The organism is Arcicella sp. BE140, assembly GCF_031456255.1.
In the GTDB taxonomy this organism is placed as follows: Bacteria; Bacteroidota; Bacteroidia; order Cytophagales; family Spirosomataceae; genus Arcicella; species Arcicella aquatica.
Genome location: NZ_JAVDUE010000007.1, coordinates 211,806 through 238,024, shown reverse-complemented (window position 1 = coordinate 238,024; position 26,219 = coordinate 211,806). Strand labels below are relative to the sequence as shown.

Below are 26,219 nucleotides of genomic sequence, written 5' to 3'. Positions count from 1 at the left end.
ATTTTGAATTTGCAGGAATAAAGTTATCTAGGATTGATAATTATTTAAGCCAAATCGGCTTAAATTTTGTGACAAAGTAGCAATTGAGCAAACCCAAATGTTAGGACGAAGTTCGTAATCTTGGGCGGAAGGAGTAACTACTAATAATGGTGGATTGCCAATATCTTGTAACGAAGTACTATTTCCTTTTGAAAGTGTTGGAGAGTCAGAAAGTTTGATTTCAATAGCGAGTTTTATGCTTATTCCTTGTTCAATAATTAGGTCTAATTCTGCCCCGTCTTGTGAACGATAATAAAAAGGCAAAGCATCTTGCGGTAAAAGGCTTATAATTTCTTGAATAATGTAACCTTCCCAAGAACTACCAGCTACGATATGCCCCAACAGACTATTAATATCTTTGATATTGAGTAGGTGGTGCAATAAACCGCTATCTCTAATATAAATTTTAGGGCTTTTTACCAAGCGTTTACCAATATTAACAAAATAGGGTTGCAATCGCCTGATGATAAAAGCTTGCTCTAAAAAGTCAATCGCATTTTTTACCGTGGGCTGACTGATACCCAATGAGTTTGCCAAGGTAGAATAATTCAGGATACCGCCTTGAATACTAGCAAGCATCATTAAAAGTCTGCGCATTAATAAAGGCGAAACAGAGAGTCCTAATTGAGGTAAATCTCTTTCAAGGTAACTCATCAGGAAATCATTTAACCAGATGTTTTTTATTTTATCATTTTTGGCAAGATATACTGCAGGAAATCCACCCCAAACCCAATGGTTTTGGTAATTATCAGGAGTAATTTCTCGATAATGTAATGGATGCATTTCCAAATAAGAAATTCGACCAGCGAGAGACTCAGCAGTATTTTTCAATAAATTAGGTGAAGCAGACCCCAACAGAATAAAACGACCAGCTTCTCTTTGTTGGTCAATTAAGCCTCTGAGCAAAACAAAAATATTAGGTAAACGATGAATTTCATCTAAAATAACAGTTTGATGCTGTAAACTTTTAAGAAAAAGCTCTGGGTCAGCTACAAACTTATTCAAATCTGAAGGTATCTCTAAATCGAAGTAAGTACTTTTCTTAGGTAATTCGTTTTGAAGTGCTTTTACTAAGGTTGTTTTTCCAACCTGACGTGGGCCAAGTATAGCCGAGACAGGGAAATGGTTTACCCTAAATAGTAATTCGGAAGTGACTTCTCTGTAAATCATAATTTTATATTTATCCCTGCAAATTTAAAATTATATTTTGAATTTGCAGGGATAAATATTGTAATAAATCAAAAAAACGCTATAAAATGCAAAGAAGAGATTTTATCCAAAATAGTATTGTTCCTTCGGAGGAAGACTCATTATATTAGGATTACACTTTGATTGAACAAGTATAAAATATTAAATTTCAATGAGATTGATAGTTTAATTAGAAAAGTATATTGTTTTGTATTAATATGGATGATATTATAAACCATTTATTAAAAATAGATAATTGAAATGAATACACTTGACTTATTTCGCCTTGATGGCAAAATTGCATTAGTGACTGGTTGTAAAAAAGGAATTGGCAAAGCAATGGCTTTGGCTTTAGCAGAAGCAGGTGCGGATATTATTGGTGTTTCGGCTTCGTTAGAGCTTTCAGGAAGTCAGGTAGAAAAGGAAGTAACAGCCATTGGTAGAAAATTCAAGGCATATCAATGTGATTTTTCAGACAGAACGGCACTTTATACATTTATTAATCAAGTAAAAGCAGATTATCCAGTGATAGATATTCTGATAAATAATGCAGGAACAATTTTGAGGAATCCAGCCGCTGAACATTCAGACGAATATTGGGATAATGTACTGAGTATTAACTTGGATGCACAATTTATCTTAACCCGCGAGATAGGTAAAATGATGATTGCTCAAGGGAAAGGGAAAATAGTGTTTACAGCTTCATTATTAACTTTTCAAGGGGGTATCAATGTGCCAGGTTATGCCGCTAGCAAAGGAGCGATTGGTAGTTTGGTAAAAGCATTTGCCAATGAATGGGCATCAAAAGGTTTAAATGTGAATGCCATTGCCCCTGGTTATATCGCTACAGATAATACCGAAGCTTTGCGTGGAGATGAAAACAGATCTAAAAGTATTTTGGATAGGATTCCTGCTGGCCGTTGGGGAGAAACAGAAGATTTCAAAGGAGCGACGGTTTTCCTTTGCTCAGATGCTTCAAATTATGTGCAAGGGACAATCCTAACGGTAGATGGCGGTTGGATGGGCAGATAGTTTCCTAATCACTTTTATCATAATTACCGAAAACGTCTTTGAAAAAAGGCGTTTTTTTTGTGAGAATGCTTTATGTATCAATAATATACAATAATACCTATTTGATATTTTTAATATAAGATGCTGAAAGTGAGGCAGATATGTTTTTGAATGCGATTAAAGATAAAAAAGTGATTGAAAATAAGGGTAAGTACATGAGAGTCTTTGTTTTATTCCAAGATATATTTATACTTATTTTATGAATAAATAGCATGTTTTATTGATTTTGGTGTTAAAAATTCCAAACTATTCAAAATTATCATGCTGTTACCATCATTTTTATCTAATATCCAATTAAGAAACATGAAAAGAAAACTATTGTTTTTTGCCTTTTTTTTAATGGCAAATCTTTCAATGGCTCAATTAAAACTTCAGCAATTGAAAACAGAAAATCGAGTAAATCCTATCGGTATTGATGCAGAAAAACCCCGATTTAGTTGGGTACTTAGCACCGACAAAAAAAATGTGTTACAAACGGCTTATGAAATTCAGGTAAAGAAGGGCAAAGAAACTATTTGGTCGAGTGGAAAAGTAGCTTCTTCGTCTTCCATTTTTAATAGCTACGGAGGGTCTCAATTACCTTCAAATACACGGTTTACTTGGCAGGTACGTGCTTGGGATAATCAAGGGCAAACGTCAGAATGGGCAACTGCTAGTTTTCAAACGGCTTTAAACAAAACAGATTGGAAAGCCAAATGGATAAACTCGGGCTTTGTAAACGATACTGTAAATGGTGTAGTGCCGATGTTTAGAAAAAGCTTTGAAACAAAAAAGAAAATCACGAATGCTACCGCTTTTGTAACCGCTAGAGGATTGTACGAAATTCAATTCAATGGTAAAAGAATGGGCGATGCTTATTTAGCCCCCGGTTGGACGAGCTACAATAAACACCTTCAATATCAAGCTTATGATGTAACCAATTTGCTAAATGTTGGTAAAAATGCTATTGGGGCAACGCTTGGTAGTGGTTGGTATAGAACGCGTTTGGCGTGGGTACATCAACAAAATATTTATGGAAAAGAAACGGCTTTACTTTTCCAATTAGAATTGACTTACTCGGATGGTTCAAAAGAAACTGTTATTTCAGATAATTCATGGAAAGTAGCTGAAAGCGATATTACTTATGCTGAAATTTATAATGGTGAAACAATTGATGCTCGTAAAAGAGTAGCCAACTGGGCTAGTGTAGCATTTGACGATAAATCTTGGAAAAATGCTATTGAAAAGACTTTCCCGATAGATTATATCAATGCTTCTGTAAATGAGCCTATCAAAAAACATGAGAGTTTCAAGCCCGTAAAAGTATTTAAGGCGACGAATGGAGAGACTATTTTAGATTTTGGACAAAACCTTGTAGGTTGGGTAACACTTACGGCACAAGGTAAAGCAGGCGATAAAATCACACTTTCTCATTTTGAGATGATGGATAAATTTGGTAATCCATATTTTACCAATCTGCGTTCGGCAAAAGCACAGGCTACATATATTCTGAGCGGTAACGGCAAAGATTTCTTCGAGCCTCATTTTACTTTCTTTGGCTTTAGGTATGTTAGGGTAGAAGGCATTGAAGGAAAAATTAATCCAGAAGATTTTACCGCTTATGCTCTTTATTCGGACATGGAACAAACAGGAAGCTTTGAAACGTCAAATGCTTTGGTAAACCAATTACAGAAAAACATACAATGGGGACAAAAAGGAAATTTCTTGGATGTGCCGACAGACTGTCCGCAACGTGATGAACGTTTGGGCTGGACGGGCGATGCAGAGGTATTTTCAAGAACGGCCTCTTATAACTTTAATGCCAATCAGTTTTTTGCTAAATGGTTGAAAGATGTAACCGCAGACCAATATCCTAATGGTGCAGTACCACACGTTATTCCTGACGTACTGAAAGCTACTGGTTTTGGACAACCTATGCAAGCGGCAGGCTGGGGTGATGCAGGTATTATTATTCCATACAATGTTTTCGTAGCCTTTGGTGATAAACAAGTATTGGAAGACCAATATGCAACCATGAAAAAAAGTGTGGAGTATATACGTAAAGAAGCTAAAAATGATTTATGGAATACAGGTTTTCAGTTTGCAGACTGGCTGTCGTACCGTGTAGATGATTCTAAAGGAATGATTGGTATGAAATCGGCCATTACTGATAATTATTTGGTAGCCCAATGTTTTTATGCCTACAGTGTACAACTGATGATTAATACTGCTAAGGTTTTAGGTAAAAACGATGATGTTAAAGACTATGAAAGTTTGTTGGCTAAAGTTAAAAAACAATTTCAGAATGAATACATGACGACATCTGGAAGATTGATTTCTGAAACACAAACGGCTTATATCTTAGCATTACAATTTGATATGTTGCCAGAAGTACTTCGCCCACAAGCAGTAGAAAGATTAGTTAGCAATATCAAGTCTTATGACTATCATTTAACAACGGGTTTCTTAGGTACGCCATTCTTGAATCCTGTGTTGAGTCGTTTTGGCAGAAATGATGTAGCCTATAAATTACTTTTACAAGATACTTACCCTTCATGGTTATACCCGATTAAAACACATGGTGCTACAACCATTTGGGAACGTTGGGATAGTATGAAATCAGATAGTACTTTTCAAGACCCAGGAATGACATCTTTCAACCATTATGCTTACGGAGCCGTTGGCGATTGGATGTACAGAAATATTGCTGGCATTGATACCAAAGAATTTGAGGGAGCTGGTTATAAGGGTATTACCATAAAACCACAACTGGGCGGAGAATTAACCTATGCAAAAGGAAGTTTAAAGACCAACCACGGTTTGGTATCATCAGCTTGGAAAATTGAAAATGGTAAACTTTTATGGGATGTAGAAATCCCAGCCAACTCGACTGCCACGCTTACTTTTCCTACCAAGAAGCTTACTTCTATCACTGAAAGTGGTACAAGCATCAAAGCTACCCAAAGCGGAACACTTGATGTAGGCTCAGGGAAATATGCTTTTGTGATGGATATTGAATAATAACAAATATACTTAAAGGGAGTCTTTGTTTTCATTAATAAAGACTCCCTTTAAGTATTATTTCAGAATACCTTTATCAACAGCCTCATGAAGTTGGTTTTCGGTATATTCCCAAATAGTGGTTGAGCCTTTTACCATACCTTTTGTTTTTTCAATGACAGTGTCATAGCTAACATTAAACTCTGCCCAAGTACCTCCATTATTTGACATATTTTGTAAAATAGGTTCCAGTCTGTCCATTGTTTTGGCGAATTTTGCTTCATTACTCTTACCTTCTTCAAACTCTAACCATATACTGATAAGCTCTTGTGCTTGGTTCTCAGGCAAGATGCCAAAAATGCGATGTGCGGCAATCAGCTCCTCTTCAGTATTTACATGATTTTTGGTAGTATCATACAAAAAAGTATCTCCTGCATCAATCTCAACAATATCATGAATCAATACCATTTTCAATACCTTTAAAATATCAATAGGAGCATTAGAATGTTCTGCTAAAATCAATACCATCATTGCCAAATGCCAACTATGTTCGGCATCGTTTTCATTTCTATCACTATTGAATAATTTGGTTTTACGTTGAATATATTTTAGCTTATCAATCTCTTTGATGAATTCAATTTGTTTTAATAATTGGTTTAATTGCATATTGATGTTCGTTTTATATTTTCTAATTTTAACTTTATAGGCTACAAAGAAAAAATAGCATTTGCTTAGTTAAAAGGACAATTGTCTCAAATTCCTAAAAATGATTAGAATTAATAAAGAATTGTTGAATTACGTTAACCACCTATACCAATTGGGTACAGAAGGAAATATTATTGAACAAACTTTTGAACCAACCGAACAAATTATAAAGAGTGGGCAAAATGTATTTTCTGTATATGTAATTAAAAGCGGAATGGCTAAATGTTATTTAACAGAAGATACGGGAAATGATTTTATCCAAGAGTTTTTTGCAGAAGGAGAAATATTTGGAGAAATAGAAGCCATCAGAGAAGATATTAGTTTTTGTACGATTGAAGCTTCCTCTCCATTGGTTTTGTACAAAATACCCTTAGCGTATTTTAATGAATTGTTGTTGAAAAATAACGTATTTAATCGATTGATATTAAAAGCTTTAGCCAATAAAATAAATTATAAAGCCATCAGGCATTCTTATAATCAATCACATCCTGTTGAGTCTAAATTGTTAAGATTAAAAGCTAATTTTCCTGACTTTAATAAACTGCTACCTAAACAAGAAATCGCTAATTATTTAGGCATCACTGTGAGAAGCCTTAACAGAACACTGAATGATTTGAAAGCGAAAGGATTGATTAGTTAAGGCAGACACAAGATATTAGATTTAAGATGCTAGGAATAAGAAAGGGTATCTTACCAAGAATAACAGATTAATTGTAATATAATTTTTTAGAACAAAAAGGAGCTAGATTCAATATCTAGCTCCTTTTTGTTTGATACAACCCATTTAGAAATGATAAACTTATTATAAAAAGTAAAGAGTCGTCCTCAAATCGAACACTAACTGTACTATAAGCGTACACTTTTAAAATAGTCAATAAATATTAAAATATTGATAGTCAATTGTTTATATTTTTTGGCATACTTCTGTTAATAGTATTAGCATGATTGAAAAAATGTAAATACAAACATTTAACCTCAACCTTTCAAAATAAATACTTTAAAATCTAAACAACAAAAAAATGAAAACTTTAGTAAAAACATTCGCAATCGCTTTATTGTCAGCAGTATCATTTATCAGTAATGCAACGACAGATAATAATGGAAACTTAAACGCCCAAAAAACTTTCGCAGTTGGTGTTTATCAAACGGTTAATACCATGAAAATGAATGTAATGGTAGAGAAACTAGCAGGCAAAAGATTATCAGTGATTTTAAAGAGTGAATCGGGAGATGTCCTACATTACGAATATATTAGAAAAAACGATACGGCTTATCGTGGTAAGTTTGACCTTACAGAATTAGAAGATGGTAAATACACGTTCGAAATCAGTGATGGAGAGTCTAAAATAGTTAAAAATGTACAAGTAGGAACGGTAAAACCACTGGCAAATACACCAGACCGTTTTATTTCTTTGAACTAAAAAGATTTGATTAACCATAGACCTATTGAAAATAAAAGGGTTGTTCGCATCAGAACAACCCTTTTTGCTTTCAATTAAAATTCTTTTTACTCCAACACTAACACCTGATTTTTAGGATACTTAACGCCATATCTTATGACGTGTTTTTTCTCTTGTTTGGCAGGAAGCTCATATTTCCAAGTAAGGATTTTACTTTCCTTGTCCATCGTTGCATCTTTGTATTCTTGTTCTTCTACCGAAATGTCTTTGGTGGTAGAAATCGGGAACTGATCTAGAATAACGATGTTAATGCTTTGTTGCTTGTTATTTCTTATACTAATTTCGTAGGCTCGGTTTTCTGTTTTATTGTTGCTCAAAAACTGTTGGTTGCTAAACTGTTTTAGCTTTTTACGTTCAATAATAATTCCTTTATCTTTCCCTAACGAAATATTGAGTGTATCCTTAGCATGACGAACATCTAAAATAGACTTACCTAGGTAAGCTCCTTCAAGATAAAGATTCACTTCGCCTTCTAATAAATTAAGTTCTTGCCAGTCAATCAGTTTAGCTGTTAAGAATGCATCCTTTTCTAATTTAGGAACAGCAAAATATTCATACAAAGCAGGGACAGACTGGGTTTTAATATCTACCGAATATACCTTGCCATCATTCAAAATGGTATAAGGCACTTCTATATCAAAAACTAGCGTAGTAGGCTGATACTTTTGTGTCGTTTCTAAAGGGGCGGCAGCAACTGAAGTTATGCTACCTGTTAGAGACATCTTACGCTGAGCACCATACCCAACAACAACGACTTCATTAAGTGATTGACTATCTTGTTCCAACGATATATTTACCATATTACCATTGATAAATGCCTCTTGTTTCTTATAACCTATGGACGAAACCACTAAAGTTTGAGCATCCTTGGGAAGTTTCAAGCTATAATTGCCATTAGCATCAGAGGCTGTTCCAATACTAGTGCCTTTTACCATAATCTGGACTCCTGGCAAGCCCAAGCCTGTTCCTCTTTCGGTTACAGTTCCTCTTACCTCATTGCCATTTGAAAGGCCTTGCACCTTCGATTCTAGTGTTTCAGATAATTCATTTCTTGCCTGACCAAAATATAAGTACCAAGGTTTTAAACTTGGAGCGACTCCACTTTCAGTTGGGTCACCGTTAGAGATTGTCATTTTTACATCTTTCCAGTCTTCCCCTGAACTCTGATATACATTAGCTTTTAAAGATAAATCAATAGGGCTGCTAATATCTTTTACCCTTAAATCGTAAGTGGCATACCAACCTGCATTTTTTACAAAATAGCTCAAATCAAAAGATGCAGCTCCTTGTTCTTTGGCAGAAACAGTTACCAATACCTCGCTAGTGGCATAATCATTGGTCTGATTCAAGGCTTTCAATTGATAGTCTAACATACGGATACTACTATCTATTTTCTGAATATTTCTTTCATATTCTATCTGTTTCATTAATACTTCCGACAATCTATTTCTTTGAAAATCAACGGCTTCTTTTAAGTCGGCTGTTTTAACTCCTGTATTGCTTCCACCTATAGACTGGTTTTTAGTAAGCATAGTTTCTTCATTTTTGAAAACAGAGAACATACTTCTTTCGACACGTAATTTTGTTTTCAGACTTTCTTTTTGGTTTTCCAATACAGTGATTTCTTCTCTTCTTTTTTGTTCATTTAGGTAATTGCGTTGATGAATGACAGACAAAATAGTAAAGTTACCAAAGCCTTTTACTTGAATACTTTGTACATCGATATTCGGAGAAATACCTGAAAAAACTAATTCTGATTTGCCTGCTACTAGATTCGTTTTAGCTTTTCTGCTGACTTGTGCTCCACTGGTGAAGACGGTGACTTTCTCGATTTTAGAACTAACTGTTTGTTTCTTGTTTTGGGCAAGAGCCATTTGCCCAAACACGATGATGCTTAAAAGGCAAAGTGAGATGTTTCTTTTCATGTGATAGTTAACGGGTTTAATAATTAATGAGCTTATAAAAAGATTTGTAGACAATACTTCAAGTAATTGCATTTCTATAAACAAATTTATGATAAGTTTAGTATTTAACACTACTAAAAACTTAGTTGATTAGCGTTAACTATTCATTAATTCCTTTTCAGATGCTTTCAACACTAATAATCGCACAGATTCCTAGCGTCCATAAATCCTAAAGTCACCAAATAGAAAGGGGCTAAAATAGTCTAATAGTAGGGTGAAAGTAAGCAAATGTTATTCATCCTTTGAATCGCATGGGAGTTCAGTATAAAAGGAGTAGAAATTGTATATATCTTCGCTTTTGCGAGTAGGATAAAACTTTTAATTTTTACTAGGCTCATTATGTTTAAAAAATTATTTCTTGTCTGTGCACTCGTTTTACCTGTAGGTTTATACGCACAGCAAACCACCAATAACGACCGTGCTTTTTGGTTACAACATCTTGACCAACTAGCAAAACCCATCTTAAGTAGTCTGGCAAAGGATAGCCTTCGCATTGTGATGCCTCAGACGATGTCTAAATTTATCGACAATCCTAATACTCGTAAAGAAGTAGCCTATTTAGAAGCTTTTGCCCGGCTAATGAGCGGTATTTCTCCGTGGTTAAATTTAGAAGGAGGTTCGGCTAAAGAAGTAGCCCTTAGAAATCAATATAGAAATTACGCATTAAAAGCTATTGCCAATGCTGTAAACCCGAAAGCAAAAGATTATATGGCTTTTGAAAAAGGCGGACAACCACTTGTAGATGCATCTTTCTTAGCACTAGCTTTAGTGAGAAGTCCTTGGTTATGGGAAAACCTTGATGCTCAAGCAAAAGAGAATGTTATAAAAGCGTTTTTAGCTACCCGAAATGTTAAACCTGGTTTTTCAAACTGGATATTGTTTTCGGGCATGATAGAAACTTTTTTTTGTAAATATGGCTATCCTTGGGATAATTTACGGGTAGAATATTGTTTCCGTCAACTTGAACAATGGTATGTTGGTGATGGTGTTTATTCTGATGGCCCACCTTATCATTGGGACTATTACAATAGCTACGTAATTCATCCCTATTTGGCGAATATGATTAAAGAATTAAGTCCTAAAACAAACCTTTTTAACTGGACTACCGAGAAGCTTAAAACCAGAAATGAACGCTATGCTGTTATCCAAGAGAGATTAATCAACAACGATGGTTCTTTCCCAGTTACGGGGCGTTCTATTGTATATCGGGGAGCAGCCTTTCATCATTTAGCAGATATTGCATGGCGAAAAGGGTTACCTAAAGAATTAAACCCTGCACAAGTGCGTAGTGCTTTAACGGCTGTTATCAAAAAAACTACTGAAAGCCCAAGCACATTTACCAAAGACGGCTGGTTAGCTATCGGACTATACGGTTCACAGCCTGATTTAGCGGATGTCTATATTACCACAGGAAGTTTATACATCTGTGCCAACATTTTATTGCCGTTAGGCTTACCTGAAACAGATATTTTCTGGAGCAGTCCAGCAACCAAATGGACCTCTCAAAAGGTTTGGTCGGGCGAGTCCGTATTAGGCGACCATGCCGTTGAATAAATTTGAATACTATAAATCCTTGTTCATGAATTATAAAGTACTCATAACCTTAGCTTTTTGTAGCATCGTTTTCTTTTCAAAAGCACAAGACAATATTCAAACTGTTGAAGTAGGAGAGGGTTGGGCGAAGAATTCGGTCAATGCCGTAGTTTTCCGTAAAAACTCCTTAGTTTCTTTTAAGAATTATCAGTTTATAGCCTATTACGATGCAGATGCTTTTGTGGTACTTGGCAAGCGTAAGTTAGGACAAAAGAGCTGGGAATTACAAAAGACAGCCTTTAAAGGGAATGCTAGTGATGCTCATAATTGTATTTCAATGATGGTAGATGGCGATGGCTATTTGCACTTATCTTGGGACCATCACAACAATGCCCTTCGATATGCGGTTAGTCAAAAACCATTTTCGTTGGCAATGGGAGAGAAACAAAGCATGACTGGGCGTACAGAACAAAATGTTACGTATCCTGAATTCTATCGATTGCCCAATGGAAACCTCATGTTTCTTTATCGAAATGGTGCTTCTGGAAAAGGGAACTTAGTGATGAATCAGTATGATTTGAAAACTAAAAAATGGAATACAATCCAAGAAAATCTGATTGATGGCGAAGGAAGAAGGAATGCTTATTGGCAAGCGTGTTTAGACAAACAAGGAACAATACACCTTTCGTGGGTATGGCGTGAAAGTGCTGATGTTGCCAGTAATCATGATATGGCTTATGCTCGTTCAAAAGACGGAGGCAAAACTTGGGAGACTTCACAAGGAGTACCTTATCAATTACCAATCACTGCCAGCAATGCTGAATATGCTTGTAAGATTCCTCAAAAAAGTGAATTAATCAATCAGACGTCGATGGTAGCCGATGCCGAAGGGAATCCATACATTGCTACTTACTGGCGAGAAGCTAATGAGAGCGTGCCACAATACCATGTTATTTATTTAGCGAACAAACAATGGCAAGTAAGCAATCTAGGTTTTAGAAAAACGCCTTTTAGTTTAAGCGGAGTGGGTACGAAGCGTATCCCTATTGCCAGACCTCAGATTTTAGCTTGGTCATCTAAACAAAATACATTATCCGCAATGCTCATTTTCAGAGATGCTGAAAGAGACGACAAAGTATCTACGGCATTATGTACTAATCTTGCAACAGGAAAATGGATATTGAAAGATATTAGCGAAGCCTCTGTAGGTTCGTGGGAACCTACTTATGATACCGAACTTTGGCAAACTAAAGGAGATTTACACCTTTTTGTAGAGAAAGTAGACCAAGCTGATGGCGAAGGAAAAGTAAACAATCCTCCCCAAAAAGTACAGGTATTAGAATGGAAGGCATTAAAAAAAAGCAGTAAATAAAGGCTTTAAGGAGGAAACAAGGATTAATAAACCATATATTACAATCACAAAACTATGAAACATTTTTTTAGCATTGCTATCAATACAGTAATGATATGTTTGATTAGCGTGTCGTTATCGACAGCACAAACAACCAAGGCACACCCTAGTAGAGCAATTTTGCTAAAAACAATTAAGCAAAACTTTGAAGATGCGGGTAAGCAATATAAAGTATTGATGAAAAATCTTCCTCCAGATAAATTTCCTAAAACCTATTTCCCTAAAACAGGTAAATATGAATTCAGTGGTTCTGAGTGGTGGTGTAGTGGTTTTTATCCAGGGTCATTATTGTACATATATCAACAAACAAAGGACGAGGCTTTGTTAAAAGAAAACAATAGGATTTTAGGGGTATTAGAAAAAGAGAAATTTAATAAAACCACACACGATTTGGGTTTTATGATGTATTGCAGTTTTGGCAATGCAAAAGATATTGCTCCTAAACCTGAATACAAAGATATTTTGATTCAAAGTGCGAAATCTTTGTCAACACGTTTTAATCCGACGGTGGGTTGTATTAAATCATGGGATTCAAAAAAAGGAGACTTTCTGGTAATTATTGATAACATGATGAACCTTGAATTACTTTTCTGGGCAACGAAAGTAACTGGAGATTCTAGTTACTATAAAATTGCGGTGACTCATGCTAACACGACGATGAAAAATCATTTCCGTGCTGACTATAGTTCATATCACGTGATTAACTATAATTCAGAAACTGGAGCAGTACAACAGAAAAAAACAGCACAAGGCTATGCAGATGAATCTGCTTGGGCGAGAGGGCAGGCTTGGGGACTTTACGGTTATACGGTGATGTATCGTGAAACGAAAAATCCGATTTATTTAGAACAGGCTAAAAAGATTGCGAACTTTATTTTGACGCATCCTAATTTACCTACAGACAAAATTCCTTATTGGGATTTTAACGCTCCTAATATTCCAACTGCCCTACGTGATGCTTCTGCGGCCTCTGTAATGGCTTCGGCATTATTAGAACTAAGCGGGTATGTGGATAAAAATTTAAAGAAAACGTATATCAAAGATGCTGAAACAATGATTTATTCATTATCAAATGTGCCTTATAAAGCGGCTATTGGAACAAATGGTGGATTTTTAATCGAACATTGTGTGGGACATATCCCTCAAGATACTGAAGTTGACGTACCTTTGACCTATGCTGATTATTATTATTTAGAAGCGATGAAGCGTTATAAGGAATTGAAGAAATAAAGCATAAATATAATAACAAATGAAAGCCTAGTAAATGTATAATTATTAGATACATCTACTAGGCTTTAAGCACTAAACCACTAAAAATATGACCCAAAGAATACTCTTATTATCAAGTATCTTCTTATTGTGTTTCCAATTAACGCAAGCGCAAAAATCTGTCAATAATAACCCTGTTATTCCAGACCTGATAGCCGACCCAAGTATTGTTCAGTTTGGAGATACATTTTATTGCTATGCCACTACGGATGGCTACAACAAAGGTCTTGCTACTGCTGGTCCCCCCGTACTTTGGTCGTCTAAAGATTTAAAGACTTGGTCTTTCAAGGGGTTTTATTTTCCTGCTGCCGAAAAACAATTGTTCTGGGCACCCAGCTATCCTGTCAAAGTAAAAGACAAATATTATTATTATCCTACTGTAAATCATGATATTTATGTAGCAGTGGCAGACTCGCCAGCAGGACCTTTTAGTTTGGCGAAGGGAGATTTTTCTAAAGCCAATGCGGCACCATTGTTAAAGATGGATGCTCCCAAAGGCACTAAAGGTATTGATGCAGAAGTATTTATTGATGATGACCAAAAGCCATATCTTTTTTGGGCACAGCGTGGAGCAGGACGATTGAATCCTGATATGGTTAGCTTAGACACAGCATCGATTGTTAAATTGCCTACCAAAAGAGGGGGATATTCTGAAGGACCGATTTTCTTCAAACGAAAAGGCATTTACTATTATCTCTATACTCTAAGCGGACACGAAAACTATGTGTATGCTTATCAATATAGTAAAGTATCACCCTTCGGGCCATTCATTTATCCAGAAGAAGACATTATCGCTAAAACAGATGTGAAAGAACAAATCTATGGGCCAGGTCATGGTAATGTATTTCATATCAAAGATGATTATTACTTTACCTATTTAGAATTTGGACGGTCGAGTACGAACAGACAAGTGTGGATTGATAAAATGGAATTTAATGAAGATGGTACAATTAAGCCTATCCAGTTAACTAATAAAGGCGTTGACCCGTTTCCAAGTCTAGTTAAGAAAGGAATTGAAATTCAACAAGCCGAGGCATCATCTACGTTAGCAGATTATAAAGTACCTTACATAAAAGATAAAAGTATTAATAGAACAGAAACCTATTTGCCACAAAATGCTCTTGACGGAGCAAATGGTACTAGATGGATGGCGAAAGCTAACGATAGTACAGCAACTTTTACAGTAAATTTAGGAAAGAAAATAGCCATCAAAAAGGTAGAATCTTATTTTGTAAAGCCAACTGCTGGGCATGCCTATGTATTAGAGTATTCGATTGATAATAAAAGTTGGAAACCTTATGGAGGTCATGCCGATATTAAAATACAGTCGCCACACATCGACGAACGCAGCGTAAAAGCACAATACCTAAGATTAACCTTCTTGAAAGGAACGGCAGGATTGTGGGAATTTAGAGTATTCTAACTTAGAAGAATCAACATAGGCTACCATCTCATTGGCCTATGTTGATTTAAAGGTGATTATTCAGTCTTTGAGTTTCTATTCCTAATTTCGGAAGGATTGTAATTCATTTTCTTCTTAAAGATTCATGAAAAATAAAATACAGCTTCAAAGCCATATTGATAAGCTACTTTCTCAAGTGTAAGATGTGAAACTTGAATAAGTTGTTGGGCTTTTCGGAGTTTCAACAGTAAATGATATTGATTGGAAGATATAATATTTGGCATAGGCACCCGAAAAATCTCCCCAGTATTCTTTCCACCCTGTATTTTCTTCATGTTGGAAACGATGCCAAACATTAGGATATAATAGAATTATAGTGCCAGCATCAATCTTCTGAGGGGTAAACCCCTACTTTCAAAAAAGCCTTTGCCTTTGGGTATATAGATGATTTAGTATTCCTTTACACTTCTACCTTTTTCCCATTCAAAATAATAATCGTCGGGATGCTGACCATCTGGATAGGGCTTATTATTTGGATGTATATTAGTTATGCCCAAGGTTCAATACGTTTCTGCCTCGATTTTCAGTAGACGTATTAGTAGGGGAAGTAAAATATTTACGCAAGAGCTTCATATTAAAAACAGACAAGCAGAAGTCAAAAAAAGTGTGTATTAGAAGGCAAGAATAAATACTATTTATTTGATAAATAATTATATATTATCTTTTTTTGATTAGTTTTACGCCTTAATAAACATTTGGAATATGGATAAGTTGATAAGTAAGCTTGTCCTAAATAGGAGTTTTTATTTACAATTCTCTAGAAACCATGAAGAAAAATCATAAAAGTTAGAGTAGTTTTTTACGATAACTCTTTTATGATTGATACTAGGTGTAGAAGGTTCTAACCAATCTATTCAAGACAATTTTCTTATCTTTGTTAGAAATGAAAGTGGATGAAGAAAACATAAAACCCTTAATTGAAGGCTCTTTAGATGCCAAGGCAACTAACCTTTGGCTAAAAATAAAGGCGGGAGACGAAAGTGCTTATGAAGAATTAATGATCTATTTTTATAAAATACTCTTCAATTATGGCGTTCGTTTAGTACCAGAGGAAGATTATGTAAAAGACTGTATCCAAGATGTTTTCTTAGAAATTTGGCTTCGTCGATCTACACTTGGTGATACAGATTATGTGAAGTATTATTTGTTGAAATCATTGAGAAGGCGAATTTTCAGAGAATACAAAAAATGGTTTTCGCAACAAGAAGAAGCATCAGACGATTATAATTTTATCGTTGATTTTTCAATAGAAGCACAGTTAATAGAACAAGAAAGTACTACAGAACAAGTAGAAAAAATAGAGATGCTCTTGAACAAATTACCCAAACGACAAAAAGAGGTGGTTTATTTAAAGTTCTATCAAAACCTAAATAATGAACAAATCTCCGAAGTATTAGGAGTAAACCGTCAATCAGTTTATAATTTACTATACGAAGCGCTACGGAAACTTCGTAATGAATGGACGGGAGAATATATAAATCTTCTTGTTCTGCTATCCACTTGGTATTCAATCAAGTAACATTCCTCTCATTTAGTAATATTCAATAATCTTTCTGTTTTTTAGCATAATTATAAATTTTTATAAAAAAATTATAATTATTACAGTAGATACTGATAGCTCTTTGCATATTATTATTAAAGCATAGGCTCTAAGCTTTAATAATAATATAATGAAAGACTATCAGAATTTTGAAATAGAAGATTTTTTGTTGGATGAAAATTTCGTGCAATGGGTTAAATCTCCTAATGCAGAAAATAAAATATTTTGGGAACAATGGATTGCCTCAAACCCTGCCAAGGCTAGTACTGCCATGGAGGCTAAGGACATTATCAAGTCCATTAAAGTAAAGCCTTTTAAAGAGATTTCTTCTTCAAAGGTTGAAAGCCATGTGCAGGATATTATGGAAGAAATCCATCAGATTAAAGGCCAAGAAAATGAGGTAACAAACAACACAGTATATTCTTTTAGTAGATGGATAAAAATCGCCGCTGTGCTTGCTGTTGCCATAGGAATATCGTGGGTTTTTTATCATCAAAATGATTTAGGTAAAACACCTATTTATGAAGAACTTACAGCATCGTCTAACCTGCCATTAATCGAACAAGTAAACAATAATGAAAAACCCATTTATGTGAACTTGAGTGATGGTAGTAAAATTACACTTTATAAAAATAGTAGGCTGAGTTATCCATCAGTATTTAAAGGGAATAATCGCGAAGTTTATTTGATGGGTGATGCTTTCTTCAACATTGCTAAAAACCCCAATAAACCTTTTTTGGTACACGCAGGAACAATTGTAACGAAAGTACTAGGTACTAGCTTTTATGTAAAAGCACCCTCTGTGGGTAATAACATAGATGTGGAAGTAATAACAGGTAAAGTATCCGTTTTTGAAAAAGATACTAAACCAAATAGTGGTGTTGTTTTGTCACCTAATCATAAAGTTACGTTTTATGATGGACAACATCATTTTGTGACAGGGTTGATTGATAATCCACAACCACAAGGTGAGCAAGATAATGTGTTTGAGTTTAGAGATACGCCATTATCAGAAGTGCTAGCTAAACTTTCTAATGTGTATGGTATTCGAATAGACGTAGATAATGAAAAACTTTACGATTGTCCGCTTACTGCAGATTTTACTACACAATCTTTACATGCCAAACTTGAAATAATTTGTGCAACAATCAATGGCAGTTATGAGACGAAAGGAACGGTAATTTTAATAGGCGGAAGAGGGTGTGGAGACTAATATTAACCAAAACATTAATAGAAATTAAACATATATAGGATGAAAAAATAAAAAATCATTTTAAAAAAAGTAAGGCTGACAATGTTCGCACCATTGCCAGCCCGAATGCTCCCCGTATGGAGCTTACCTACACTTTTAGAAAGTGATAGGCTGAATTTGTCATGCTTACAAGAACAATTAACAAATCAACCAAAAATATGCAAAAAATTCGACAAACCAGTGGTTTCCTACTGCTTGCTATGAAAATATCGGTTATTCAACTTGCCTTATCATTAGTTTTTACAAGTTTTTCGTATGGAATTGATACGAAGGCTCAGGAGTTTCTTAATAAATCTATTACGCTAAATGCTTCTAATCAAAAGCTAATAGATATTTTGGAACAAATAGAAGACCAGACGAAAGTAAAATTTATTTATAGCTCAAAGGCTATTCAGGTAAATCGTAAAGTTAGTTATGTTACTAAGCAACAACGCCTTTCTGAAGTGTTAGTAGGGCTTTTAAGTCCATTAAATCTTAAGTATAAAGTTATAGAAGGCCAAATTATCCTTAGTGATAACATCTCATCAAGTCAGTCCCCAAACGGAGAATACATTGAGTTTCCTTTACCTGTTGACAAAATAATTAAAGGAAAAGTGACCGATTCAGAGAAAGGTGATGCGATGCCAGGAGTTAGTGTTTTTGTGAAAGGAACACAGAGAGGAACAAATACTGATGCGGATGGGAATTATAGTATATCAGTACCCGAAGGTTCAGATGTACTACTTTTCAGCTTTGTTGGTTATGAAAAAAAGGAGGTTTCAATCGGTAATCGTATAGTGATGGACGTTAGTCTTAAAGTAGATGTAAAATCACTAGACGAGGTGGTAGTTGTAGGATATGGAACACAGAAAAAAGTGACTTTAACAGGTTCGGTATCAGAGGTAAAAGGTTCTGAAATTGTAAAAAGTCCACAACCCAATTTATCCAACTCATTAGCGGGACGTTTTTCAGGATTTGTTGCTAATAATAGGGGCGGAGAACCTGGTTATGATGGGTCAAGTTATACGATAAGAGGTTTTGCTTCTACAGGAAATAATGATGTATTGATTGTGGTTGATGGAGTGCCTGGACAAATAGGCGGATTAGAGCGTCTTGATCCAAACGATGTTGAAAGTATTTCAATTTTGAAAGATGCCTCAGCAGCTGTTTATGGTAGTAGAGCTGCCAATGGTGTAATTTTAGTAACTACAAAAAAAGGAGGAACAGGAAAACCAACCATTTCTTATAGTTTCAACCAAGGCTTTAGTTCCCCAACAAGACTACCTAAATTGGCTGATGCTCCTACTTATGCTACTATTCTGAACGAGATTGATTATTATAATAATCCAGCAGGGGGCATGAACCAACATTATAGTGCTGACGAAATTACAAAATTTAGTAATGGTTCAGACCCAATTAATTATCCAAATACTAACTGGCAAAAAGAAGCATTAAAGAGTATGGTGCTTCAGAACCAGCATAGTTTAAGTATCAATGGAGGTACTGAAAATACCAAGTATTACTTATCGCTTGGAACAATCTATCAAGACGGTTTGTACAAAAATGGTGTAACAAACTATAGTCAATATAACTTTAGATCTAATGTAGAGGCTAATATTACTGATAACTTCAAAGTAAGTTTATCATTGGCGGGTCGTCAAGAAGACCGCCAATATCCTACCCAAGGTGCTGGAAATATTTTCCGTTCTATTTACAGAGCATACCCAACAGTAGTATCTGTTTATCCAAATGGATTACCGTCTACAGGAGTTGAAAACAGTAATCCTGTTGTTTTGGGTACGGATGTTGGAGGGATTAATAGAAATCCAACCACGGTTTTCAATGGTATTCTAAGAGCTAGTTATATACTTCCTTTTGTAAAGGGTTTGTCTATCGACGGATTCTATTCAGCTGATAGGTCTTATAATTTTTCTAAATCATTCAGCACACCTTATCCGTTGTATTCTTACGATAAAACCAGTAATACTTATAATAGAGTAATTACTGGAGGTTCTGCAGGATTAGCAAGCTTGACAGAATCACAAGTAAATACTGCTTCAATGGTCGAAAACATCAAGTTGAATTATAATTTACATACAGGGAAACACAATCTTAGTACTTTTGTAGCTTACGAACAAAGCAAAAATACACAAGAAACATTCGGTGCTTCTAGAATCAACTATCCTACAGTGGCTACTCCAGAATTATCGCAAGGTGGTGCGGCTGCAACAGATAAAAACAACTATGGAAGTAGCTACAAATTTACCAGAAAAAGTTATATCAGCAGAATTGCCTATAATTTCAGCGAGAAGTATTTGGCAGAAGTACAAATGCGTGTAGATGGTTCGTCTATTTTCCCAGAAGGAAAGCAGTATGGTTTTTTCCCTTCTATTTCAGCAGGCTGGAGAATCTCGGAAGAACAATGGTTTAAAGTTAAAGCTATTGATGATTTAAAACTAAGAGCTTCTTATGGTTCTTTAGGTAATGATAATGTTGGTCAGTTCCAATATTATAATAATTATTCATTCAATAATACTTATGTTATTGGATCGAATACTATTCATTCAGGTATTGATTTAACAAAACTAGCCAACCCAGATATTACTTGGGAGACTGCTAAAAAAATGGACTTAGGTTTAAACACAGTATTGTTTAAGAATATTTCTTTAGAATTTATCTATTTCCAACAACAACGTTCTAATATTCTTGCTACTCGTAATGCATCTATTCCAAATGTTTCAGGTATTGTAAACCCATACGGCTCAGGAACGTTGGTACCAGATGAAAACATTGGTAAAATTAACAATAGTGGTTTTGAAACAAGTATTGGCTATAGCCATATTGGCGAGTTCAGATATAATATTTCTGCCAATTTCACTTATGCAAAAAGCAAGGTAATTTTTATTGACGAAGCCGCAGGTGCTTTATCATACCAACGTCAGACAGGTCGCCCACTTTATACTTATCAGTTATATAATGCGATTGGTATTTTCAGAACACAAGCAGATTTAGATAAGTATCCTCATGTTTCGGGTACGCAACTGGGCGATTTAATCATGGAAGATTATAATAAAGATGGTAAAATTACTGCTGATGACCAAGTTAGAACAGAATATGGCAATGTTCCTCAAATTACTTATGGGGTAGTATTTAATTCTGGCTATAAAAATTTCGATATGTCATTTGTACTTTCTGGACAAACCAATGTAAGTCAATATGTTTTACCAGAGTCAGGTCAAGTTGGTAATTTTTATAGCAGTTGGGCAGATAATCGTTGGAGTCCAAGTAACCCAAATGGTACTTATCCAAGAGTAGATACTAGAGCATCATCATCAATTAATGGTGGTTTATACAACAGTACTTTCTGGCTAAATGATGCATCTTTTATTCGTTTGAAAAATGTTGAAATAGGCTATACTCTTCCAAAGTCGTTGTTAAGCAAGTTAAAAATTAAGCAGGTTCGTGTGTATGCAAATGCGTTTAACCTTCTTACGATTACAGGTGTGAAAGACTATGATCCAGAAGGAAATAGTAACAGCGGTCAGTTTTATCCGCAGCAGAGAATTATCAATCTCGGTGTAAATGTTAAGTTTTAATATTTAAAATTAATGAACATGAAATCTAAAAATATAATTGTTATATCATTCATTATTACAGGAATCTTGCTTTATGTTAATGCTTGTAAAACCGATTTTCTAAATATAGTTCCTACAGATAGAGTGTCTGACGCTTCAATTCTTTCAGATTCTTCTTTATTTGAATCTTACGTTATCAATCGCTATTTGGGTGTGCGTCTGACAGACAAAGAAGCAGAAGGTACACCTCCAGGATTTGGCAGAGGTTTTGAATATGCCATGTGGTCATCAGTAACAGATGAATCTATTTATAATAATGATGACAATACTTGGCTTATCCAAAGAGGGCAATTAGCGCCCGAGAATACAGGGATTGCAGGTACAATTTGGGGTAGAAGTTATCGTAGTATTCGTGAGATTAATTATGCATTGGGTAATATAGATAAAGTTCCGATGAGCGTTTCGCAAAGAAATCGCTTGAAAGGAGAATTGAAATTTATTCGAGCTTTTCGTTATCAGGACTTAATTCGTAATTATGGAGGTGTCGTATTGATGAAAGATAAAGTACTTGAATTAGGAGAAGATTTAGCTAATGCAGATATTTATACAAAATCATCAATTAAAGATTGTATTGACTATGCTGTAGCCGAATTAGACGAAGCTAGTAACCTTTTACCAGTAAGTAATGGTAATACTTGGCAACTAGGGCGTGCAACAAAAGGGGCAGCACTAGCGCTTAAATCACGCTTGTTATTGTATGCTGCTAGTCCGTTGTATAATAGTGGAACTTGGCAGGTAGCCGCAAAAGCTGCCAAAGATGTGATAGACATGGGGAAGTATAGTCTTTTTACGAATGGATACGATAAACTATTTTTAACAGCAGAAAATAATCCTGAAATTATCTATGAACGTCTATATACTCAGGGTGCTCGCCATGTATGTTTAGAAATCTCAAATGCTCCTAATAGCTTTGGAGGATGGGGAGGCAATGTACCACTTCAGAACATGGTAGATGCTTACGAAATGGATAATGGCAAGCCTATTACAGACCCAACTTCTGGCTATAATGCACAAGCACCTTATTTGCACCGTGACCCACGTTTTTATATGACAGTTCTCTATAATGATGCCCCTTATAGAACCAATACAGTTCAGTCTTTTATCCCTGGGGGAAAAGATAGTAAAGATGGGCCATCTAACTGGAATACGTCAAAAACTGGATATTATCTGAAAAAATACATGAATGATAATTTGCCTATAGATAACCCTTGGGATATTGCAGGCACACAGCCTTGGATTTATTTTAGATATGCAGAAATTCTTTTAAACTATGCTGAAGCTCAAAATGAAGCGTCTGGTCCTGACCAAACAGTTTATGATGCAATTAATAGCATCAGACGCAGACCAAGTGTAAATATGCCAGCATTGCCGACAGGTTTAACACAGGTTCAGATGCGTGAAATTATTCGCCGTGAACGTCAGGTAGAATTGGCTTTCGAAGAACATCGCTTTTATGATGTACGTCGTTGGAAAGTCGCTAATGTTACAGAGAACGTTCCTGCTTATGGAATAGAGGTAACTAAGAATGGTAATACTGTTACCTATAATAAAAAAGAGGCATTAACAGGACGTCATTTTGAGGAAAAAAATTACTTCCTTCCAATACCAAGAGCTGAAATTCAAGCTTCAAATGGTAAATTGAGTCAAACCAGCGGGTACTAATTCAGTAAAATACCTTCTATTCAAGAAAGAAAACAATTGAATAGAAGGTATTTTTGTTTTGAAGAACTAAACGAATCATAACGCTAAACAAATGAGCTTAAAATCAAATATAACCCTCCAAACACTATTTAAAATGAGAAGGATGATTATTTGTCCATTGCTAGTTTCCATATTAAGCTGTTCAAAAGCACAGGTTGTACCAGATAATGTAAAACCAATTGCTGAAAATAAGAAAAGGAATATTAATATTGATGCCACTAAAACGTACCAGAAAATAGAACATTTCGGAGCTTCTGATGCGTGGTCATGTCAATTTGTGGGTAATTGGCCAGATGCAAGCAGAAACGGTATAGCAGATTTATTGTTTAGCCAAGATACTAGTAGTAATGGTCAACCCAAAGGTATTGGTTTGTCTCTTTGGCGATTCAATATTGGTGCAGGAAGTGCAGCAAAAGGGGATAACAGTGGTATTAATGACGAATGGAGAAGGGCAGAGTCTTTTTTAAATGACGATGGTACGTATCAATGGGATAGACAAGCTGGTCAAATATGGTTTTTGAATGCTGCCAAACAGCGTAAGGTTGACCAATTTTTAGCTTTTACAAATTCCCCACCTATACAGTATACTGTTAATAAAAAGGCCTTTGCTACCGCTGGAAAATCAAACCTTAGTGCAGATAACTTTGATGCTTTTTCTAGTTTCTTGACTACCTTTATTAAAGGCGTAAAAGACAAAACAGGTATTACGTTTAATTACATAAGCCCAGTGAATGAACCGCAGTGGGAGTGGAGTGACGGAGGACAAGAAGGAACACCTTTCAAAAATGATGAAATAGCAGGAATAACGCGTTCGCTTAGTGCAAGTTTATTAAAAGAAAACGTTTCTACAAAGATTAATATAGCAGAAGCTGGGCAACTAGAATTTTTATATTCAGCCAATAACAATGTTGCTAAAGGAAATCAAGTTGTCGATTTTTTTAATCAAACTTCTCCAAACTATGTAGGGAACCTGCCTAATGTAGAAAAGGCAATTTCAGGACATAGCTATTTTACAAGCTCTCCTTTTATACAAGCTCGTGATAAAAGAAAACTATTGTCGGATAAGGTTGCGGAGATACCCTCACTAAAATATTGGATGTCGGAATATTGTATTCTTGGTGATAACGCTGGCGAAATGAATGGAAATAAAAAAGACCTTGGCATAGACCCTGCTTTATATATAGCAAGAACAATCCATAATGATTTAGTGAATGGTAATGCTACAGCTTGGCACTGGTGGATAGCTATATCTCCTTATGATTATAAAGATGGACTAGTTTATATTGATAAAGCCAAATCAGGAGGCAGTTTTAGTGCTAGCAAAATGTTATGGAGTTTTGGCAATTTTAGTAGATTTATACGACCAAATGCAGAACGTATTGCGGCTGATATTGAAAATGATGATACACAAAACCTATTGTTAGTTTCTTCTTATAAAGACCTTGCCAATAAGCAGCTTATCACCGTAATCATCAATGCTGATATTAATCCTGTTGATGTAACGCTTTCAGTAAAGAACGTAAAAGTTAGCACTGTTAAAGCTTATATTACATCTAAAGATGCTGATTTAAAACCACAAGTGGCTACCAAAATCAACCAAGTTATTACCATTCCAGCTCGTGCCATCACTACTTTGGTTAGTAAATTTGATTAATAAAAATAATGTAGTATAAAAACGAAACAATTTGTGGTTTTGCGGAGCTAGCCTACTTTATTTGTAGCAAGCACCATGAGTAGATAGCTGTCCTCGCTAAATCTTTTGAATAATTTGTAGCTTAAGTGATATACTGTAGTCTCTCTGAGTTCGCTTTACATAATTTGTTTCTTGGTTCATAAGAAAGTTTTTTGTGTATCACAATTTTAGAATAAGCCATAATATTTATCCCCTAGCGAGTGATTTAAATCACTCGCTAGGGGATAAATGATTTTGAGAATAATAACCCTATTCTTAAATAAGATTCTTTTTAATATAATCGTAGCTCATTTTAACACTTTCAAATTTATCTTCTTTATAAATCTGGTCTTGCTCTACAAAAATGTATTGAAGGTCTTTGTTATGAGCAAAAATTTCTTTGAAATTAACGGCTCCAGTACCCACTTCTGTAAATTTCACTTCGCGTAAAGTATCAAAAATACCTTTTTTGTTGGCATCTGGATAAACTGCTTTGGCGAATTGTTTATCAATATCTTTCACGTGCCACATCACAAAACGTTTTGGATATTTTTTGAATAATGCTACAGGATTTTGTCCTGCTTTCACTGTCCAGAACAAATCCAATTCAAAACTTAATAAATCAGGTTCTGTTTCTTCTAGCAATACTTGATATCCCGATTTATTATCTTGTAAAACCTTAAACTCCCAAAAGTGATTATGATAACCCAATTGTATACCAGATTTATGGCATAATTCACCCGCTTTGTTTAATTGTGCTGCCATAAATTTATAGTCATCCAACGTCATTTTGTCGATTAAACCAAATGGAGGTACTGGCACAACTAAATATTTCTGTCCTAAAGTGGCGGCTTGTTCAATTTGAAACTTGAGAGCATCATCTTTACCATTGTTTGGGGTAAGGTAGTCGTTTAACTGATAATGGCCACTGTGTGTTACCAGATTGTTGTCTGATAATAATTGCTTTAATTCACCTGCTTTTAAATTCCAAAATAAATCTTTGCTAGTATCACCAGTATAGCCAAAAAAAGTCTCAACATGGTTAAAGCCAATTTTTGAAACTTTACTGATGGTTCCTTTTACATCTTTTGATAATTCATCACGAAGGGTATATAATTGCAAGCCTATTTGTTTAGGCTTAGCAAACGATCGTGCCATTAGCATTTCTGACTGTGCCATCAGTAAGCCTGCACTTGCCAATCCCATCTTTTTGAGAAAGTCTCTTCTTTGATTCATGTAATTTTCAGGTTGATTTAAGATATATGTATTGTGTTTTTGATTGATTTTCTAAATTGGATAAACACTCAAGTAATATTATTTTATCATTATGATACAATAGTACAAAAAAATACATTCTTA

At 35.1% G+C, this 26,219-nt stretch carries 18 protein-coding genes; 13 read left to right on the top strand and 5 right to left on the bottom strand.

Annotated elements, in window-relative coordinates; translation table 11 throughout:
* Positions 1 to 27: 27 nt before the first annotated feature.
* Positions 28 to 1,209, bottom strand: coding sequence for an ATP-binding protein (locus J2Y60_RS12380; RefSeq protein WP_309918427.1), 1,182 nt, complete (start codon positions 1,207 to 1,209; stop codon positions 28 to 30).
* A 279-nt stretch (positions 1,210 to 1,488) separates the two neighbouring features.
* Between J2Y60_RS12380 and J2Y60_RS12375 the strand changes: the two genes are divergently transcribed.
* Together J2Y60_RS12375 and J2Y60_RS12370 are read left to right on the top strand one after the other, a co-directional pair.
* Entirely contained in the window at positions 1,489 to 2,259 is a 771-nt protein-coding gene (locus tag J2Y60_RS12375) for an SDR family oxidoreductase (RefSeq protein ID WP_309918424.1), read from the top strand.
* Positions 2,260 to 2,601: 342 nt separating this feature from the next.
* Positions 2,602 to 5,298 carry a family 78 glycoside hydrolase catalytic domain gene (locus J2Y60_RS12370; RefSeq protein WP_309918421.1) on the top strand — a complete coding sequence of 899 codons (2,697 nt, stop codon included), beginning with the start codon at positions 2,602 to 2,604 and terminating at the stop codon, positions 5,296 to 5,298.
* 57 nt (positions 5,299 to 5,355) lie between these two features.
* Here J2Y60_RS12370 and J2Y60_RS12365 read toward each other — a convergent pair whose 3' ends face one another.
* Positions 5,356 to 5,943, bottom strand: coding sequence for an HD domain-containing protein (locus tag J2Y60_RS12365; RefSeq protein WP_309918418.1), 588 nt, complete (start codon positions 5,941 to 5,943; stop codon positions 5,356 to 5,358).
* A 100-nt stretch (positions 5,944 to 6,043) separates the two neighbouring features.
* Here J2Y60_RS12365 and J2Y60_RS12360 point away from each other — a divergent pair, with 100 nt between their 5' ends.
* Positions 6,044 to 6,622 carry a Crp/Fnr family transcriptional regulator gene (locus J2Y60_RS12360; protein ID WP_309918415.1) on the top strand — a complete coding sequence of 193 codons (579 nt, stop codon included), beginning with the start codon at positions 6,044 to 6,046 and terminating at the stop codon, positions 6,620 to 6,622.
* A 379-nt stretch (positions 6,623 to 7,001) separates the two neighbouring features.
* Complete coding sequence (locus tag J2Y60_RS12355) at positions 7,002 to 7,403, top strand: hypothetical protein (RefSeq protein WP_309918412.1); 402 nt, start codon at positions 7,002 to 7,004, stop codon at positions 7,401 to 7,403.
* An 86-nt stretch (positions 7,404 to 7,489) separates the two neighbouring features.
* Here J2Y60_RS12355 and J2Y60_RS12350 read toward each other — a convergent pair whose 3' ends face one another.
* Entirely contained in the window at positions 7,490 to 9,367 is a 1,878-nt protein-coding gene (locus tag J2Y60_RS12350; RefSeq protein ID WP_309918409.1) for a mucoidy inhibitor MuiA family protein, read from the bottom strand.
* Between the two features lie 378 nt (positions 9,368 to 9,745).
* Here J2Y60_RS12350 and J2Y60_RS12345 point away from each other — a divergent pair, with 378 nt between their 5' ends.
* The 4 genes from J2Y60_RS12345 to J2Y60_RS12330 all read left to right on the top strand — a co-directional run bounded on the left by J2Y60_RS12345 (position 9,746) and on the right by J2Y60_RS12330 (position 15,042).
* Positions 9,746 to 10,960 carry a DUF2264 domain-containing protein gene (locus J2Y60_RS12345; RefSeq protein ID WP_309918406.1) on the top strand — a complete coding sequence of 405 codons (1,215 nt, stop codon included), beginning with the start codon at positions 9,746 to 9,748 and terminating at the stop codon, positions 10,958 to 10,960.
* Between the two features lie 25 nt (positions 10,961 to 10,985).
* On the top strand, positions 10,986 to 12,311 hold the full coding sequence (locus tag J2Y60_RS12340) for a BNR repeat-containing protein (RefSeq protein ID WP_309918402.1): 1,326 nt from the start codon (positions 10,986 to 10,988) through the stop codon (positions 12,309 to 12,311).
* A 54-nt stretch (positions 12,312 to 12,365) separates the two neighbouring features.
* The gene (locus tag J2Y60_RS12335; RefSeq protein WP_309918399.1) at positions 12,366 to 13,580 is read left to right on the top strand and encodes a glycoside hydrolase family 88 protein; all 1,215 of its coding nucleotides are present in this window, start codon (positions 12,366 to 12,368) and stop codon (positions 13,578 to 13,580) included.
* Positions 13,581 to 13,668: 88 nt separating this feature from the next.
* On the top strand, positions 13,669 to 15,042 hold the full coding sequence (locus J2Y60_RS12330; protein WP_309918396.1) for a family 43 glycosylhydrolase: 1,374 nt from the start codon (positions 13,669 to 13,671) through the stop codon (positions 15,040 to 15,042).
* Between the two features lie 122 nt (positions 15,043 to 15,164).
* Here the strand turns inward: J2Y60_RS12330 and J2Y60_RS12325 are convergent, their stop codons facing one another.
* On the bottom strand, positions 15,165 to 15,356 hold the full coding sequence (locus J2Y60_RS12325) for a hypothetical protein (RefSeq protein WP_309918393.1): 192 nt from the start codon (positions 15,354 to 15,356) through the stop codon (positions 15,165 to 15,167).
* Between the two features lie 608 nt (positions 15,357 to 15,964).
* Here J2Y60_RS12325 and J2Y60_RS12320 point away from each other — a divergent pair.
* The 5 genes from J2Y60_RS12320 (at position 15,965) to J2Y60_RS12300 (ending at position 24,842) form a co-directional block, all read left to right on the top strand.
* Complete coding sequence (locus J2Y60_RS12320; RefSeq protein ID WP_309918389.1) at positions 15,965 to 16,600, top strand: sigma-70 family RNA polymerase sigma factor; 636 nt, start codon at positions 15,965 to 15,967, stop codon at positions 16,598 to 16,600.
* Between the two features lie 151 nt (positions 16,601 to 16,751).
* The gene (locus J2Y60_RS12315; RefSeq protein ID WP_309918386.1) at positions 16,752 to 17,834 is read left to right on the top strand and encodes a FecR family protein; all 1,083 of its coding nucleotides are present in this window, start codon (positions 16,752 to 16,754) and stop codon (positions 17,832 to 17,834) included.
* Positions 17,835 to 18,031: 197 nt separating this feature from the next.
* On the top strand, positions 18,032 to 21,448 hold the full coding sequence (locus tag J2Y60_RS12310; RefSeq protein WP_309918382.1) for a TonB-dependent receptor: 3,417 nt from the start codon (positions 18,032 to 18,034) through the stop codon (positions 21,446 to 21,448).
* An 18-nt stretch (positions 21,449 to 21,466) separates the two neighbouring features.
* Positions 21,467 to 23,149 (top strand): RagB/SusD family nutrient uptake outer membrane protein, encoded by a 1,683-nt coding sequence (locus J2Y60_RS12305; RefSeq protein ID WP_309918379.1) that lies wholly within the window; start codon positions 21,467 to 21,469, stop codon positions 23,147 to 23,149.
* A gap of 133 nt (positions 23,150 to 23,282) precedes the next feature.
* Positions 23,283 to 24,842, top strand: coding sequence for a glycoside hydrolase (locus J2Y60_RS12300; protein WP_309918377.1), 1,560 nt, complete (start codon positions 23,283 to 23,285; stop codon positions 24,840 to 24,842).
* 294 nt (positions 24,843 to 25,136) lie between these two features.
* Here J2Y60_RS12300 and J2Y60_RS12295 read toward each other — a convergent pair whose 3' ends face one another.
* Positions 25,137 to 26,096 carry a sugar phosphate isomerase/epimerase gene (locus tag J2Y60_RS12295; RefSeq protein WP_309918374.1) on the bottom strand — a complete coding sequence of 320 codons (960 nt, stop codon included), beginning with the start codon at positions 26,094 to 26,096 and terminating at the stop codon, positions 25,137 to 25,139.
* Positions 26,097 to 26,219: the final 123 nt, after the last annotated feature.

Coding starts and splice junctions, on each gene's coding strand:
- J2Y60_RS12380 (WP_309918427.1), bottom strand. CDS start 1,209: ATGATTTACAGAGAAGTCACTTCCGAATTACTATTTAGGGTAAACCAT.
- J2Y60_RS12375 (WP_309918424.1), top strand. CDS start 1,489: ATGAATACACTTGACTTATTTCGCCTTGATGGCAAAATTGCATTAGTG.
- J2Y60_RS12370 (WP_309918421.1), top strand. CDS start 2,602: ATGAAAAGAAAACTATTGTTTTTTGCCTTTTTTTTAATGGCAAATCTT.
- J2Y60_RS12365 (WP_309918418.1), bottom strand. CDS start 5,943: ATGCAATTAAACCAATTATTAAAACAAATTGAATTCATCAAAGAGATT.
- J2Y60_RS12360 (WP_309918415.1), top strand. CDS start 6,044: ATGATTAGAATTAATAAAGAATTGTTGAATTACGTTAACCACCTATAC.
- J2Y60_RS12355 (WP_309918412.1), top strand. CDS start 7,002: ATGAAAACTTTAGTAAAAACATTCGCAATCGCTTTATTGTCAGCAGTA.
- J2Y60_RS12350 (WP_309918409.1), bottom strand. CDS start 9,367: ATGAAAAGAAACATCTCACTTTGCCTTTTAAGCATCATCGTGTTTGGG.
- J2Y60_RS12345 (WP_309918406.1), top strand. CDS start 9,746: ATGTTTAAAAAATTATTTCTTGTCTGTGCACTCGTTTTACCTGTAGGT.
- J2Y60_RS12340 (WP_309918402.1), top strand. CDS start 10,986: ATGAATTATAAAGTACTCATAACCTTAGCTTTTTGTAGCATCGTTTTC.
- J2Y60_RS12335 (WP_309918399.1), top strand. CDS start 12,366: ATGAAACATTTTTTTAGCATTGCTATCAATACAGTAATGATATGTTTG.
- J2Y60_RS12330 (WP_309918396.1), top strand. CDS start 13,669: ATGACCCAAAGAATACTCTTATTATCAAGTATCTTCTTATTGTGTTTC.
- J2Y60_RS12325 (WP_309918393.1), bottom strand. CDS start 15,356: ATGAAGAAAATACAGGGTGGAAAGAATACTGGGGAGATTTTTCGGGTG.
- J2Y60_RS12320 (WP_309918389.1), top strand. CDS start 15,965: ATGAAAGTGGATGAAGAAAACATAAAACCCTTAATTGAAGGCTCTTTA.
- J2Y60_RS12315 (WP_309918386.1), top strand. CDS start 16,752: ATGAAAGACTATCAGAATTTTGAAATAGAAGATTTTTTGTTGGATGAA.
- J2Y60_RS12310 (WP_309918382.1), top strand. CDS start 18,032: ATGCAAAAAATTCGACAAACCAGTGGTTTCCTACTGCTTGCTATGAAA.
- J2Y60_RS12305 (WP_309918379.1), top strand. CDS start 21,467: ATGAAATCTAAAAATATAATTGTTATATCATTCATTATTACAGGAATC.
- J2Y60_RS12300 (WP_309918377.1), top strand. CDS start 23,283: ATGAGAAGGATGATTATTTGTCCATTGCTAGTTTCCATATTAAGCTGT.
- J2Y60_RS12295 (WP_309918374.1), bottom strand. CDS start 26,096: ATGAATCAAAGAAGAGACTTTCTCAAAAAGATGGGATTGGCAAGTGCA.